16 protein-coding genes are annotated in these 14,557 nt (G+C 65.6%); 10 read left to right on the top strand and 6 right to left on the bottom strand.

The window, feature by feature from the left end:
• Positions 1-76: 76 nt before the first annotated feature.
• Both ABW22_RS04245 and xerD read left to right on the top strand, forming a co-directional pair.
• Positions 77-547, top strand: coding sequence for a methylated-DNA--[protein]-cysteine S-methyltransferase (locus ABW22_RS04245; protein ID WP_059752250.1), 471 nt, complete (start codon positions 77-79; stop codon positions 545-547).
• Positions 528-1,418 (top strand): site-specific tyrosine recombinase XerD, encoded by an 891-nt coding sequence (gene xerD, locus ABW22_RS04240; protein ID WP_059752248.1) that lies wholly within the window; start codon positions 528-530, stop codon positions 1,416-1,418. Before ABW22_RS04245 ends, xerD begins: the two co-directional genes overlap by 20 nt.
• A gap of 3 nt (positions 1,419-1,421) precedes the next feature.
• Here xerD and ABW22_RS04235 read toward each other — a convergent pair whose 3' ends face one another.
• From ABW22_RS04235 to ABW22_RS04215, 5 genes are all read right to left on the bottom strand, one after another.
• Positions 1,422-2,435, bottom strand: coding sequence for a M14 family metallopeptidase (locus ABW22_RS04235; RefSeq protein WP_059752246.1), 1,014 nt, complete (start codon positions 2,433-2,435; stop codon positions 1,422-1,424).
• A complete protein-coding gene (locus ABW22_RS04230) occupies positions 2,432-3,865 on the bottom strand; it encodes a hypothetical protein (protein WP_059752244.1) in 1,434 nt (477 codons plus the stop codon). The genes ABW22_RS04235 and ABW22_RS04230 overlap by 4 nt, the downstream gene beginning before the upstream one ends.
• 97 nt (positions 3,866-3,962) lie before the next feature.
• Entirely contained in the window at positions 3,963-4,919 is a 957-nt protein-coding gene (locus tag ABW22_RS04225; protein WP_059752242.1) for a succinylglutamate desuccinylase/aspartoacylase domain-containing protein, read from the bottom strand.
• Complete coding sequence (locus ABW22_RS04220; protein ID WP_237763227.1) at positions 4,916-5,665, bottom strand: sulfite exporter TauE/SafE family protein; 750 nt, start codon at positions 5,663-5,665, stop codon at positions 4,916-4,918. The genes ABW22_RS04225 and ABW22_RS04220 overlap by 4 nt, the downstream gene beginning before the upstream one ends.
• Complete coding sequence (locus ABW22_RS04215) at positions 5,662-6,024, bottom strand: dihydroneopterin aldolase (protein WP_059752240.1); 363 nt, start codon at positions 6,022-6,024, stop codon at positions 5,662-5,664. Before ABW22_RS04215 ends, ABW22_RS04220 begins: the two co-directional genes overlap by 4 nt.
• A gap of 62 nt (positions 6,025-6,086) precedes the next feature.
• On the opposite strand from ABW22_RS04215, the gene plsY reads away from it, so the two are divergent.
• On the top strand, positions 6,087-6,689 hold the full coding sequence (plsY, locus tag ABW22_RS04210) for a glycerol-3-phosphate 1-O-acyltransferase PlsY (protein WP_059752237.1): 603 nt from the start codon (positions 6,087-6,089) through the stop codon (positions 6,687-6,689).
• 15 nt (positions 6,690-6,704) lie between these two features.
• Complete coding sequence (locus tag ABW22_RS04205) at positions 6,705-7,505, top strand: hypothetical protein (protein WP_059752235.1); 801 nt, start codon at positions 6,705-6,707, stop codon at positions 7,503-7,505.
• Between the two features lie 222 nt (positions 7,506-7,727).
• Here ABW22_RS04205 and tsaD read toward each other — a convergent pair whose 3' ends face one another.
• Positions 7,728-8,750, bottom strand: coding sequence for a tRNA (adenosine(37)-N6)-threonylcarbamoyltransferase complex transferase subunit TsaD (gene tsaD / locus ABW22_RS04200; protein ID WP_059752233.1), 1,023 nt, complete (start codon positions 8,748-8,750; stop codon positions 7,728-7,730).
• A gap of 178 nt (positions 8,751-8,928) precedes the next feature.
• Here tsaD and ABW22_RS04195 point away from each other — a divergent pair, with 178 nt between their 5' ends.
• From ABW22_RS04195 to ABW22_RS04170, 6 genes are read left to right on the top strand one after another with little or no spacing between them, the layout of a single operon-like run.
• The gene (locus ABW22_RS04195) at positions 8,929-10,272 is read left to right on the top strand and encodes an NAD(P)/FAD-dependent oxidoreductase (protein ID WP_059752231.1); all 1,344 of its coding nucleotides are present in this window, start codon (positions 8,929-8,931) and stop codon (positions 10,270-10,272) included.
• On the top strand, positions 10,269-11,351 hold the full coding sequence (locus ABW22_RS04190; RefSeq protein ID WP_059752229.1) for a hypothetical protein: 1,083 nt from the start codon (positions 10,269-10,271) through the stop codon (positions 11,349-11,351). The genes ABW22_RS04195 and ABW22_RS04190 overlap by 4 nt, the downstream gene beginning before the upstream one ends.
• Positions 11,330-12,166, top strand: coding sequence for a MipA/OmpV family protein (locus tag ABW22_RS04185; RefSeq protein WP_059752227.1), 837 nt, complete (start codon positions 11,330-11,332; stop codon positions 12,164-12,166). The genes ABW22_RS04190 and ABW22_RS04185 overlap by 22 nt, the downstream gene beginning before the upstream one ends.
• A complete protein-coding gene (locus ABW22_RS04180) occupies positions 12,163-12,993 on the top strand; it encodes a lysophospholipid acyltransferase family protein (RefSeq protein WP_202813909.1) in 831 nt (276 codons plus the stop codon). The genes ABW22_RS04185 and ABW22_RS04180 overlap by 4 nt, the downstream gene beginning before the upstream one ends.
• A gap of 11 nt (positions 12,994-13,004) precedes the next feature.
• Complete coding sequence (locus ABW22_RS04175) at positions 13,005-13,778, top strand: glycosyltransferase family 2 protein (RefSeq protein WP_059752225.1); 774 nt, start codon at positions 13,005-13,007, stop codon at positions 13,776-13,778.
• On the top strand, positions 13,775-14,548 hold the full coding sequence (locus tag ABW22_RS04170; protein WP_059752223.1) for a class I SAM-dependent methyltransferase: 774 nt from the start codon (positions 13,775-13,777) through the stop codon (positions 14,546-14,548). The genes ABW22_RS04175 and ABW22_RS04170 overlap by 4 nt, the downstream gene beginning before the upstream one ends.
• Positions 14,549-14,557: the final 9 nt, after the last annotated feature.

The following is a 14,557-nucleotide window of genomic DNA, read 5'->3' as shown; positions in this document are numbered from 1 at the left end:
GGTGCTTGAACTTCCGCAAGTGGCCCGATTTCGGACACAGGTAAACCTGCCCCCCGGCCTCAGCTAAAATCCGCCTATGCCAGCCCACGATGTCATTCTGACTGCCCCGATGTGCCGCCTTGGCGCCAGCTTCACCGGTGGTGCGCTGACACGGCTGGATTTTTTGCCGCTCGACACCCCGGTGTCGACCCAACTGGACGCGCGCGCACGCCAGTTGGCGCGCGAACTGGACGCCTATTGGCAGAACCCAGCTCACCCCATTGACGTGCTATTCGTGCCGCAAGGCACGCCGTTCCAGCTGCGGGTATGGCGCACGCTTATGGCCATTCCGGCCGGGCAACAGACCACCTATGGCACGCTGGCGAAACTACTCGGCACCGCCCCGCGCGCGGTGGGCCAGGCGTGCGGGGCGAATCCCTTGCCTATCCTCATTCCCTGCCATCGCGTGGTGGCGGCAAGCGGTCTGGGCGGCTTCATGCATTCGTCCAGTGGCGCGCCGCTGGATGTCAAAACCTGGCTGCTGGCGCATGAACGACGCGCTGATTGACCGGTTCTGTGATCACCTGTGGCTGGAGGATGGGCTGGCGGACCTGACGCTGGCGGCGTATCGGCGCGACCTGAAGACCTTCGGCGGCTGGCTGGAAAAAGAACGCAACCATGCGCTGGATTCTGCCGTGGCGGGCGACATCGAGGGCTATCTGGCGTGGCGTTTCGCCGGTCACGCGCAGCCACGCAGCGCGGCGCGCTACACCTCGGCGCTGAAGCGCTTTTATCGCTATCTGCTGCGCGAGAACCTGATCGCCGCCGACCCCACACTCAATCTCGACAGCCCCAAGCTGCCGCGCTCGCTGCCGAAGACGCTGACCGAATCCGATGTGGAGCGCCTGCTCGACAGCGCCGACACCGCCACCCCGCTGGGCCTGCGCGACCGCGCGATGCTGGAAACGCTGTACGCCACCGGCTTGCGGGTGTCGGAACTGGTGGGGCTGAAGCTGACGGCGGTGAACCTCAACGACGGCGTGCTGCGCGTGACCGGCAAGGGCAACAAGGACCGGCTGGTGCCGCTGGGCGAGGAGGCAGTGCAGTGGCTCAAGCGCTATCTGGCGGAGGCGCGACCGCTGCTGCTGGAACGTCACCTCTCAGATGCGATGTTCGTGACCGCGCGCGGCGACGGCATGACGCGGCAGGCGTTCTGGTACCTTATCAAGCGGCGCGCGCGCGCCGCCGCAATCACCCGGCCACTGTCACCGCACACGCTGCGCCATGCCTTTGCCACCCACCTGCTGAACCATGGCGCCGACCTGCGCGTGGTGCAGATGCTGCTTGGACACAGCGACATTTCCACCACGCAGATCTACACCCACGTGGCGCGCGAACGGCTGAAGCAGCTGCACGCGGCTCACCATCCACGCGGCTAAGACTCAAGCGGGCGTCTTGATCCGTTCCATCAAATAACACAGGCAGTCCTGGCGGATCACCTGTTCGTCGCGCGTCAGCATCGCCGGCATCAGCGGCTTTCTCAAGGTGATCTCGCCGCGGCTGTAATCAAACAGGCGGTCGCCGATCTCTGCGCCGTTTTCATCCAGCGCCTGCAGCCTGGCCGGGCTGCCCGGCCGCACCCGGCCCAGTAGGTTGCCGCGTTCCAGTTCGCGGAAATTGTAATGATCCAGATCGGGAACAAAGTCGATGTCCGCGTCCGGCGTAACGAAACCGAAGCTGATCTGTTCCGGCACCTTGACCGTGGCCACGGTATGAAATAGATCGACATCATGCGGTGCCACCGAATGTGCGGGAAATTCGGACAGATGCAGGCAGGCCTCCATGAATGCGGCGGCATGCTCGACGCTGCCGGGCGTACCTGGCTTGCCGCACTCCACCGTGACCGACGGGCACAACTCGGCGAAAGCGGCCGACTGTACGCCGCGTGGCCGGATGAAATAGACCACGATGCGCGAAAACAGCGTGGCCAGATGCAGAAAGTCCTGCTCCAGCCGGTTGACGCAGGCGTAATGCGGATTGAGGCCGGTGTTGTTGTGGATGTCGATGCTGGCAAAGACGCCGCGGGCGCGCATCGCGTCGACCACCTGCTGCATCATCGCCCGTTCGGGCGGGTGCGCTTCCTCGCTGCCCGGCCACACCCGGTTGTAGTCGGGCTGGCCGTCGAGCCGGCGCTGTCCTGTCCGGGCCGCCTCGATGTTGCCGATGAACAGCGACAGCGCGCGCGGCAGTTCGGCCGTCGCGTATTTTTTCAGCACCGATTGCGCCGCCAGCCAGCCGGTGTCCTCGTTGCCGTGCAGCAGCACCGAAACAAAAAGGGGCGGCGTGCGCCGGCCCGGCAGGTGGATCAGCGTCGGTCCCGGCAGCACCTCGCCCAGACGGGCGGCAGGCAGCTCCAGCAAGCCGGGCGGCAAGGCGTCGTATTGCGTCAGGGTCATAAATCCCACTCGTGCACCGGTGCACCGGCGCGCTGGTTGTCCAGATAATCGTCCATCATGCGGTGCAGGTCGCCGCCCACCCGGGCGAGCCGTTGCAGCTGCCACGCCGCGCCGGTCTGTCCACTGCGTACCCGGGCTTCGACGACGCCCAGATAATGCTCGATCTCGGCATCCGACAGGCCGAAATCGCGCAGGCCCTGGCGCGCCAGCGGCAGCCCGATTTTGAGTAGCCATTCGCGCACGGGATATCGCCGGCCATCCAGCCAGGTCAGCTCGGCCTGCAGCCCATGGCGGGCAGCGGCATAAAAATTGGCGCGCGCAACGGCAAACGGCAGGTCGGATTCTGCGGCCCGCGGCTGCCGCGCCAGTGCATGCACCAAGCCGTAATACAGCGCCGCATTGGCCACCATGTCCAGCACCGTCGGGCCGCTCGGCAGCACCCGCTGTTCCAGCCGCACATGGGCCTGCCCGGCGGCGTCGAAGCCGATCAGCGGGCGCACCCAGCGCCAGATGGCGCCATTGTGCAATCGCAGATGCGGAAAGCGCGCCGGCGACTCGGTCTGCGGCATCGGCAGCAGCACCGGATAGTGCTCGAGGTTTTCCTCGAACAGCTCCAGCGGGCTGCGCGCCACATAGCCGCGCCCGAACGTCACCCGCCGCACGCTGGGTTCAGCCAGCCCGTTATAGCCGCCGAGTTCTACCGACTGCTCGAACAGCGGCACCCGCGTTTCCTGCCACAGGCGCTGGCCGAACAGCAGCGGCGAGTTGACCGCCGCCGCCAGCAGCGGCGCGCAGCTGATCAGCGATGCGTTGTAATAGCGGCCCGCCAGATCGAAGGGCACCTGCAGATGCAGCTGGAACGAGGTGGTGGCGGCCTCCAGCATCACGTCGGGACGGCTCAGGTGAAGCTGATCCGTGCCCGCGATGTCGATGCGGATGGGCGCGCCGTCGCGCTGCTGCAGCACCTGCGTATTAAGCACGTCGAAGCGCTTCATCGCCGACATGTTGGCGAGGCACAGATCCTCGTCGCGGATGGTCGGCAGGATGCCGATCATCGCCAGCACCGCATCCATGCCGTGCGCCACCTGCTGGCACTTGTCCCAGGTGGCCAGCAAGGATTCCTCCATGGCGGCCAGCACGCCCGCGCCCATTTCCACCGACGGCGCATTCAGCTCGACGTTGAAGCGCGACAGCTCTGGCACCACCAGCGGATCGCTCAGCGCACGCAGATAAGCTTCATTGACAGGCTTGGGCAAGCCTGCGTGATCGAGCAGCCAGGCTTCGAGCTCGAACCCGGCGACGTAGCGTGCATCCTTGAAGCCGCCGGCTTTGGCAAACGACCGCAACGCCGCCGTTTCCGCCACCAGTTGGGCGGAAAACTGCTGAAGGTCCGCTTCTGAAAAGCGGGTGCGATTGATTTCTTGTCCCATGTGCGCGTTCGACGCTCACCCCATCGGTTGTGGATCAGCCCTGGCCATCCTATCCGCCCCTCTCTTTTATAGGCGAGGCAGGCTGAAGCCGTGTGCTTCACACCCGGGTGCTGCATCTGGCGAGGTAAAACCACTCCTGTCCCGGCAGCGCGTTGGGATTGGGAAAGACGATGTAGCCATCACTGTCCGCCAACACCGGGGGCCCGTCGTGGCGCGTGCCGATGACTTCAGCCGCGCGCACCCAATCGAAGCTGGACCAGTCGCGCGCGAATGCATCCTCCGCATGGACGCGGTCGATGACCTGGTACAGGCGCAGCGCCTCGGTGTCGGCCATGGGGGCCGGCGCGGGTGCGTCGCTCAGCCGCAGATGCGCGAGCGCATTGTGGATCGCGCGCCGGGCCACCTCGGGGGCCGCCGGGTCGTCGTGCTGACCGCATTCGAGGGTGAGCGCGACGCCGCCCTGCGCACGCATGTATTCAGTGGTGCCCACCCCGTAATGCACATCGGCCTCGCGTGACGACGCGCCCGTCGCCAGACGGCGCGCGACGCCGGCGGCGTAGGTGTCGAGCCAGCCGTCGATGAAGCGGTGCACACCCAGGCGCAGCGCCAGCGCGGTTTCCTCCGCCGCACGCGCAAACGGCTCCAGCGTGCCGCGGTTGTCTTGCGGCCCCAGCATGACGAAAGGCTGACCGGCGGTATGGAACGAGTGCAGGTCGAGCAGTGCGTCGTGCTGCGCCAGCAGCGGGCACAGCCAGTTGGCGATGCGGTCTTCATATTCGACCGGCGTAGCGGTCGGCACCAGATTGCGGTTGAGGTTGCGGTCGCCCATGCGCTGATTGCGAGCGTAGGCCAGCGGGTTGGCAACCGGAACAAAGGTGACGCTGCCGGCGACGATGCCCAGCTGGCCGGACTCGATCTCGCCGATCACCCGGCGGATTGCCTGGGTGCCGCAGGTTTCGTTGCCGTGCACCGCACCCAGCACGATGAGGCGCGCGCCGGGCGCATGCCCGGTGAACGAGATGGACTGGAAATGCAGCGAGTCGAGTTCACTCATATAGACAAGGCCTTGTATAACAATGACACGCTCGACACCAGCAACAATACGCCAACCAGCCGCGCCATCTGCGCCGGACCGATCCCGACATGCACACGTCCGCCCAGGTAGAGCGCACCCAGCACGAGCGGCAGCGCGGCAAAATAGGTGACCCACACCGGGGCCGTCATCAGCAGCCCGGCCACCAGAAAGCTGCCAATGCGCGTCAGGCCCTCGGTGAAGAACAGCGCCGAGAAGGTCGCACGCAAATCGCTTTTATCGCGGATGCGGTGGCTCAGGTAAATAACGTAGGGCGGCCCGCCCGTGCCAAACAAGGCCCCCACGGTGCCGCCGGTGAGCGAAGCCGGCACTGCCCAGCCGCGCGAGATCAGCTTTTCGCCGTGGAGGTTGAGGAGGCTGCGCACGGCAAAGATGAAGACAAACCCGGCCAGGGCAATCAGCATGGGTTCGGGCGGCAGGTTGACCAGCAGGCTGGTGCCGAGGATCACGCCCACAATGCCGAACGGAATCAGCACACCAACTTCGTCCCATTTCACGCGCTTGAAATTGAAGCCGCCAATCACGATCGACGCGGTGAAATCCAGCAGCAGAATCAAGGGCACGACGAATTTCAGCGGCAGGAACAAGGCCAGCAAGGGCACCGAAATCAGCCCCGAACCAAAGCCGGTGATGCCGCGGATAAAATACGCCGCCAGCAGAATGGCCGCCGCGCTTGCAACAGAGCCGGCGGCGATCTGCTCAATCACAGGCGCGCGCCGCGCTCGATGGTGATGCCCAACTCCTTGATGCCGGGCACGATGGCGAACTTGGTGACCGATACCTTCACCCACGGCGCGCCGAATTCATCGCGCACGATCGCGGCCACGTGCTCGGCGACCGATTCGACCAGCGTGATCGGCTGCGGCGCATTGTGCAGATAGTCCTTTACCCGCTTGGCCACCGCGCCATAATCGATGGTATCGGCGACGTTGTCGGTGCCGCCCGCCTTGCTGTCAGGCAGCCCGATCTCCAGATCGAGCCGCACCGGCTGCGGCACTTTGCGTTCCCACTCGTATATGCCGATAATCAGTTCGAGACGAAAGTCCCGCAGAAATAGAATATCCATTTATTTATCCACGGCGCGGCCCCCAGGGCCCACCTAAAACCCGCCATTTTACTGACTTGTTTATGACCACGCTGCTGTTTATTGCCGCCGCCTATTTGCTGGGCTCGTTGTCGTTTGCTGTCATCGTCAGCCGCGCCATGCACCTGCCCGACCCTCGCCAATACGGATCGGGCAACCCGGGGGCGACCAACATGCTGCGTAGCGGGCGCAAGACGGCTGCCGTGCTGACGCTGCTCGGCGACGCATCGAAAGGCTGGATCGCGGTGGTGTTGGCGCGTGCGCTGGCGCCGCAGTTCGGTCTCGACGACGGCATCGTGCTGCTGTGCGCGCTGGCCGTGTTTATCGGCCACCTGTTCCCGGTGTTTTTCGGCTTCAAGGGCGGCAAGGGCGTCGCCACCGCGCTTGGCGTGCTGGTCGGCCTCAATCCCTGGCTCGGGCTGGCGTGTTTGCTGACCTGGCTTTTGATGGCGGGGGTGTTCCGCATTTCCTCGCTCGCCGCCGTGACCACCGCGGTGCTCGCCCCGGTCTACGCCGGGCTGCTGATGGGCTGGGGACGCACCGCGATTGCCGTGCTGGTGATCGCGCTGCTGCTGGTCTATCGTCATAAGCGCAACCTCATCAATCTGGTCAACGGTAAGGAAGGCCGCATCGGCGTCCGCTCCTGACCCTACCCAACGAATATGGCCCTGTTCGACAAAACCATCGAGCACGCAAAGGACAGCCTCGCCGAGGTGTCACGCGAGGCGATCGACCGCGCGAGCGAGCGTCTGTCGGAGGTGGTGAAGGACGGCGTCTTGCAGGCCGGCACCGAACTGAAGGATGTCATCTGGCGCGCCAGCCAGGAAATCGACACCAAGCTCGACAAGATTTCCGAGGAGCTGCACGCGCAGCGCCAGTTCACCAAGGACGATGTGCGCGAAATGGTCGATTACGCGGGGGATAAATTCGGCACCGTAATGGACGCGCGCATCGTCCACGCCAAATCGGAAATCTCCTCGCTGGTGCAAGAAAAGGTCGAGTACTTCAAGCGCGAGATCGACAGCTTCTTCATCGAGCGGCAGCGCGACCTCGCGCGCGAACGGCGGCGGCTGTTCATCAACGTCGCCATCGCCATCCTGGCGTCGCTGTCGCTCGGCTTCGTGTCCTGGCTGTATCACCAGTATCTGGGCGGCGGACTCGACGTGTTCGCCCTCTTCCGCATCGTGTTTGCCTCGCTGATGGGGGGCTATGCGGCCTACCTCGCGGTCAAGCTGCTGCGCCGCTGGCTGTTGATGTCGGAACACAAGAAGGACACGCTGTTCCTGGTCAGCCGCTACTGGGGCGCGCTGCGGCCGGAAAGCATTTTTGGCACAGTGGTTCTGGTCTGCCTGATGGCAGTGCTGGTCGGATTTTTATTGTTTCCGGAACAGATCGCGCAGCTTACCGGCAGCGAAAAATGGCTCAAGACCTTGCGCGAGGCCTACCCGATCTTTCAGCCGTGAATTGCCGTCACGTTTCAGCCTTAAAACCGCAGTTGAACCACAGAGACACAGCGCGCACAGAGGAAAAACAACACCTTGCATGTGTCAGTGTGCTCACCTGATGGGTGAAGGCAGGTTGATCGACAAACTATTGATTTGATGCCTTTCTCTGTGTCCCAAGGGATACCGTCCCTGCGGGACATATCTCCGTGTCTCTGTGGTGAGGTTTTCAGGTTCAGTCAGTTACACGGCGTCGAGCGTCGCCAGTTCCCAGCGCGGCTTGACCGCAAACGTCAGATCCGCCTGCGCCGGGGGCGAATTCTGCTGAGACACCAGCCGCTGCGCGCCGGCGTAGGCGATCATCGCGCCGTTGTCGGTGCAGAACTCCAGCCGCGGATAGAACACGCTGATACCGCGCGCCGCCGCGTCGCGTGTGAGCCGCTCGCGCAAATGCGCGTTGGCGCCGACGCCGCCCGCGACCACCAGACGCGTCGCGCCGCTATGCGCACAGGCCGCCAGGCTCTTGCTCACCAGCACCTCCACCGCCGCGCGCTGGAACGCCGCCGCGATGTCCGCCGCCTCGCCCAGCCCGACCTTGCGCACCAGCGTCAGCACCGCGGTCTTGAGCCCGGAAAAGCTGAAATCGAAGTCGCCCGAATTCAGCATCGGGCGCGGCAGACTGAAGCGCTGGGCATCGCCCGTGGCTGCCAGGGCCGACAGCGCAGGGCCGCCTGGATAGCCCAGCCCCAGCAGCTGGGCGGTCTTGTCGAAGGCCTCGCCCGCCGCGTCGTCGAGCGTCTCGCCCAACAGGGTGTAGCGCCCGACGCCGGATACCCGCATCAGCTGGGTGTGCCCGCCCGACACCAGCAAGGCGACGAACGGGAATTCCGGCGGGGTGTCGGAAATCAGCGGCGACAGCATATGGCCTTCCAGATGGTGCACCCCGACCGCGGGGATATTCAGCGCAAACGCCAGCGCGCGCGCCATCCCCGCCCCCACCAGCAGGGCGCCGGCGAGCCCGGGCCCCTGCGTGTAGGCAATACCATCGATATCGGCAAGGGTACGGCCGCTCTCGGCCAGCACCTGGCGGGTCAACGGCAAGACCCGGCGGATATGGTCGCGCGACGCCAGTTCCGGCACCACCCCGCCGTACGCGTTGTGCATCGCGATCTGCGAATACAGCGCATGCGCCAGCAGGCCGTACGCGCTGTCATACAGCGCGACACCGGTTTCATCGCAGGAGGATTCGACGCCAAGCACCAGCATAATCGGGGACAGTCAGACCAAAACATGCGCATGATAACGCGGGCAGCCAGTTGCTGAATTGTGGCGTCGCGGAATTCGGGCACCCGCGTGAGCTTGTTTGGTAAAATTGTCAGTCGTTTCAGTTTATGTTATGCGGGCAGGGCCTTTCGCAGTGCTGCCATCACCCAGGGAAAGTCTCATGCCGCACCATTCCATCCCACCCTACCCTGCCGATCACCACTGCGATGTCCTGGTGATCGGCGGCGGCCCGGCCGGCTCGACGGCCGCCACGCTGCTGGCGGAAAAGGGCCACCGGGTCACCCTGCTGGAGAAGGCGCACCATCCCCGCTTTCATATCGGTGAATCCCTGCTGCCGGCCAACCTGCCGCTGTTCGAGAAGCTGGGCGTGCGCGCCGAGGTGGCGACCATCGGCATGGAGAAGTGGGGGGCGGAATTCGTCTCCCCCTGGCACGAACACCGCCAGACCTTCGAGTTCGCCGACGCCTGGGACAAGTCCATGCCGCTCGCCTACCAGGTGCGCCGTTCCGAGCTCGACGATATCCTGATTCGCAATGCCGCGCGCAAAGGCGCCGATGTCATCGAAGGCTGCCGCGTGCGCGACGTGGAATTCCTGCCGAACGATGAAGGCGCCATCGTCCGGGCCGAACACGACGACGGCCGCAGCGAGACCTGGCGATGCCGCTTCCTCGTCGACGCCTCCGGCCGCGACACCTTTCTCGGCAACCGCTTCAAGGCCAAGCAGCGCAACCCCAGGCACAACAGCGCCGCGCTCTATGGCCACTTCACGGGCGCCCAGCGCAACACGGGCAAGAAAGCGGGCCACATCAGCCTGTTCTGGTTCGAGCATGGCTGGTTCTGGTTCATTCCCCTCGCCGACGGTGCCACCAGCGTCGGCGCGGTGATCTGGCCCACCTGCCTGAAAACCCGACGGAAACCGGTGCGCGACTTTTTCCTCGACCTCATTGCCACGTGCCCTGCCCTGGCAGCTCGGCTGAAGGACGCCGAACTCGTCTCTGACGTCGACGCCACCGGCAACTTTTCCTATAGCTGCGACCGCAGCCACGGCGCCAGCTACCTGCTGCTGGGCGACGCCTATGCCTTCATCGATCCGGTCTTCTCGTCCGGGGTGATGCTGGCCATGAACAGCGCCTTCGTCGGCGCCGAGGCGGTCGACACCTGTCTGCGCCAGCCGGGCCAGGCGGCGCGGGCGCTCAAGCGTTTCGACCAGGCGATGAAGCACGGGCCGAAGGAATTCTCCTGGTTCATCTACCGGATCACCAATCCCGCCATGCGCGACCTCTTCATGTCGCCGCGCAACTACTTCCGGGTCAGGGAGGCGCTGCTGTCGGTGCTGGCCGGCGATATTTTCGGCAAGACGCCCATCTGGCGTTCGCTCTTCGCTTTCAAGACGATCTATTACCTCACCTCCCTGGCCAACCTAAAACGTACGGTCATGGCCTGGAAGCGGCGCAAGGTCAATATCCGCCCTCTGGACGACGCGGAAGAGGCCGGCTGCCGATGATGCCTGCGGAAGCGATTCTGCGGCTGGAGGTTCTGCCCGCGTCCCAACTTTCCCGTCTGGCCGGGCAGGACAGCGTGCTGGGCGGCGCCTGTTTTTCCCATCCTGCACGCCCACTCGATGCCGGGGAGCTGCCGTTCCTCGCCGTGGACATGAGCCTGCCGGCCGAGGAGGAGGCGATCTGTGAAGTCTGGCATAGCCCGGAACCCCTGGAATCCGGCCAGCATGGCCCCATCCGCTACCGTCAGGGCGAAACGCTGCTGTTCGGCTGCGTGAGCCTGGACGAAGCCGCCGGGGGCGCGGCCCATGATGCGCGCGCGCCCCTGCAGGCCACCACGGAGGCCGCCTACCAGGCCATCTTCGAGCTGCTGGAAGCACGCGGCTATCACACCGTCCTGCGCTTCTGGAACTACTTCCCCGCGATCAACCGGGAAAGCCACACCATGGAGCGCTACCGCCAGTTCAATATCGGCCGCCAGGATGCCTTCCTCGCCCACGGCCGTTCGGTGATCGACAAGGTGCCTGCCGCCTGCGCCCTCGGCTCTGCCGGCGGCGGCCTCCACATTGCTTTCCTGGCGGCGCGGGCAAACGTGGTCGGCGTCGAGAATCCGCGCCAGCTCAGCGCCTACCATTACCCCAGCCAGTACGGGCCGCGCAGCCCGACCTTCTCGCGTGCGGGGCTGGTCAGGCTGGGCGGGCGCGACATGCTGTTCATCTCCGGCACCGCCAGCATCGTCGGCCATCAAACCCTGCATCACGGCGATGTCGCGGCGCAGACGCGGGAATGCCTGCACAACATCACGGCCATCGTCGCCGAGGCCAACCGCCAGGCGCCGGGCGCCGACTTCCGTCTCGACCAGCTGGCCTACAAGGTGTACGTCCGCCATGCCGAGAACCTGGCCACGGTACGCCGCGAAGTGGCGCAATTCATCGGCGCCCCGGTGTCGGCTGTGTTCCTGCAAGCCGATGTGTGCCGTGCCGACCTGATGGTCGAAATCGAGGCCTCGGGCGGTCATGCCATCGGCTCGGGCCAGGCGGGAAATTCAGTCGGAAACGTGCCATGTTTCTCCACCGTTCCCTGACCCTCGCCACGCTGCTGGCCGCCTGCTCCGCCGGCCATGCCTTCGCTGCTGAAAAACCCCTGTGGGAGCAGGGCGCAGGCATCAGCGCCCTGTCCTTGCCGGACTATCGCGGTTCGGACCAGTCGAGCCTCTACGCCATCCCGTTTCCTTATCTGGTCTACCGCGGCGAGTTTCTCAAGGCGGACCGGCACGGCATTCGCGGCACCTTCTTCGACAGCGACCGCATCGAACTCAATCTCAGTCTCGGCGCCTCGCTGCCGGTGAACAGCGACGACAACCGGGCCCGCCAGGGCATGCCCGATCTGCAGCCGACGGTGGAGCTCGGCCCTTCGCTCGACCTCAACCTATGGCGCACCACAGACCGGCGCACCCGGCTGGACCTGCGCCTGCCGGTGCGCACCGCGGTCACCGTGAAAGGAGGAATGGACGACATCGGCTGGGTGTTTTCGCCGCGCCTCAATCTCGACATCAGCGATGTCGCGGGGCTTGCCGGCTGGAACCTGGGCCTGCTCGCCGGCCCGATGGTCGGCTCGGAACGCAACCATGACTATTTCTATTCGGTGGCGCCGCAATACGCCACCGCCGGCCGTCCGGCCTTCGATGCCAAGGGGGGCTACGCCGGCAGCCAGTTCCTGATGTCGGCATCGAAGCGCTACCCGAAATACTGGCTGGGCGCCTTTGCGCGCTGGGACAGCCTCAAGGGCGCCGTCTTCGCCGATAGCCCGCTGGTCAAGCGCGAGGATTACTTTGCCGCCGGCGTCGGCATCGCCTGGATCCTCGGGGAGTCGTCCACCCGCGTCGAGGCGGTCGAGTGAGCGCTGACCGGGCTTCGCTACCCAGTCTGCCCCGGCGCTGGCTGCATCGGCTCTACGAATATTTCGCCCTGTGGTTCGGTCTGGCGCTGCTCGGCGCGATCTCGCTGACCTGGACGCTGCTCGCCGTGCCCCTCTATTACGTCCTGCCGAAGCGCTGGGCCGTCCCGCTCGGGCGCTGGGCCAGCACCACCGGCTTCAGGATTTATCTCGGCGCGCTGTCCCTCATCGGGGCCTGCCGCTTCGACCTGTCCGCGCTCGATTCGCTGCGCGATGAAGGCCCGATGATCGTCGCCCCCAACCACCCCTGTCTGCTCGATGCCCTGATGGTCATCTCGCGCCTGCCCAACATGGCCTGCATCATGAAGGTCGATATCGTCGACAACGTCTTTCTCGGCGCCGGCGCGCGCCTGGCCGGCTACATCCGCAACGACGCGCAGCTGAGCATGATCAGGCAATCCGTCGCCGAGCTGAAAAACGGCAGCCAGCTGCTGATCTTCCCCGAAGGCACCCGCACCACCCGCTGGCCGGTCAACATCTGCAAGGGCACCGCCGCGCTCATCGCCAGCCGGGCCCGGGTGCCGATCCAGACCGTGTTCATCGAGACCGATTCGGCCTACCTCGGCAAGGGCTGGCCACTGTTCCGCCGCCCGCCGATGCCGATCACCTATCGCATCCGCCTCGGCCGTCGCTTCGATCCACCGGAAAAGGCCGGGGTCTTTACCGAGGAACTGGAGCGCTACTTCATTGATGAACTGCGCGATGCGCCGCATTTCCTGCCGCCCGACGCACCGCAGGCCACGGAATCCGGCACGGCACGGCAGACCTGATGCCACTTGACATGAACGCTTCCACCAGCCACCTGGTGCTGATCCCCAGTTATAACCCCGGCCCCCGGGTCTGCGATACGGTGCGCGCCGCCCGCACCCAGTGGGCGCCGGTGTGGGTGGTGGTGGACGGCAGCACCGACGGCACGGCCGAAGGCCTGCAGGACATGGCGGCGAACGACCCCCACCTGAAGGTGCTGGTGCTGCCCGAAAACGGCGGTAAGGGTGCGGCCGTGCTGCACGGTCTGGACCTGGCTATCCAGCAGGGGTTTACCCACGCGCTGACCATGGACTCCGACGGCCAGCACCCGGCCGACCTCATCCCGGCCTTCATGGCCGCATCGCAACGGGCACCCGGCGCGATGGTCCTCGGCAAGCCGGTGTTCGACGCCGATGCCCCGGCCCTGCGCGTGCAGGGGCGCAAGATTTCGAACGGCTGGGCCAACCTGGAGACCCTGTGGGCGGGCATCGGCGATTCGCTCTACGGCTTTCGCGTCTATCCCATCGACCCCTTGCGCCAGGTGATGCGCGGCCAGCGCTGGATGCGCCGTTTCGACTTCGACCCCGAGGCCGTGGTGCGCCTGTGCTGGCGCGGCGTGCGCCCGATCAATCTGCCCGCGCCGGTGAAATACCTGCGCGCCGACGAGGGTGGCGTTTCCCACTTCAACTACCTGCGCGACAACACCCTGCTCACCTGGATGCACCTCCGGCTGATGCTGGGTTTCCTGCTGCGCTTGCCGCTTCTGCTGCTGCGGCGCCTGAACACTCACCGGTCAAACACCCCATGAAAAACGCCCCCGATTCGTCCGCACACGCGGTGCATGCCCCGCATCCGCCCCTCACCGGCTACTACGCCACCGAACAGGAGCGGCGCGGTTACGTCGGCAAGCTGTTCGACCGCACCGCCTCCGACTACGACCGCATCGACCGCCTGCTCGCCCTGGGCAGCGGCCCCTGGTACCGCAACCAGGCCCTGCAGCGGGGCGGGCTGAAACCCGGCATGCGCATCGTCGACATCGGCGTCGGCACCGGCCTGGTCGCGCGCGAAGCGGTCAAACTGGTGGGCGACCCCGCGCTGGTGGTGGGCGTCGATCCGAGCGCCGGCATGATGGCCTGCGCGAACCTGCCGGGCGTCCAGCTCATCGAGGGGCGCGCGGAAGCGATCCCCTTCCCCGATGCCAGCTTCGACTTTCTCAGCATGGGCTACGCGCTGCGCCACATCGGCGACCTGTCGGCCGCCTTCAGCGAATTCCATCGCGTCCTCAAGCCCGGCGGCCGCCTGTGCCTGCTCGAGATCACCAAGCCGGAACGCGCCTTGAGCCAGGCCCTGCTCAAGGTGTACATGCGCGGCGTGGTGCCGGTGCTGGCCCGTCTGATCGGCAGCAGCGCCGAGTCGGCCAAGCTGTGGCGCTACTACTGGGACACCATCGAAGCCTGCGTGCCGCCGAGCGGCGTGATCGATACGCTGGAGGCTGCCGGTTTTGCCGGGGTAAACCGGCACATTGAAAGCCGGGCGCTGTCGATTCTGGGGGAGTATCAGGCGGTCAAGCCGGGCTGAATTGCAGCC

This window comes from Thiobacillus denitrificans, from assembly GCF_001530125.1.
GTDB lineage: Bacteria > Pseudomonadota > Gammaproteobacteria > Burkholderiales > Thiobacillaceae > Thiobacillus > Thiobacillus denitrificans_C.
Note: the sequence above shows the minus strand (reverse complement) of the source record. Positions and strands in the feature narration are given on the sequence as shown.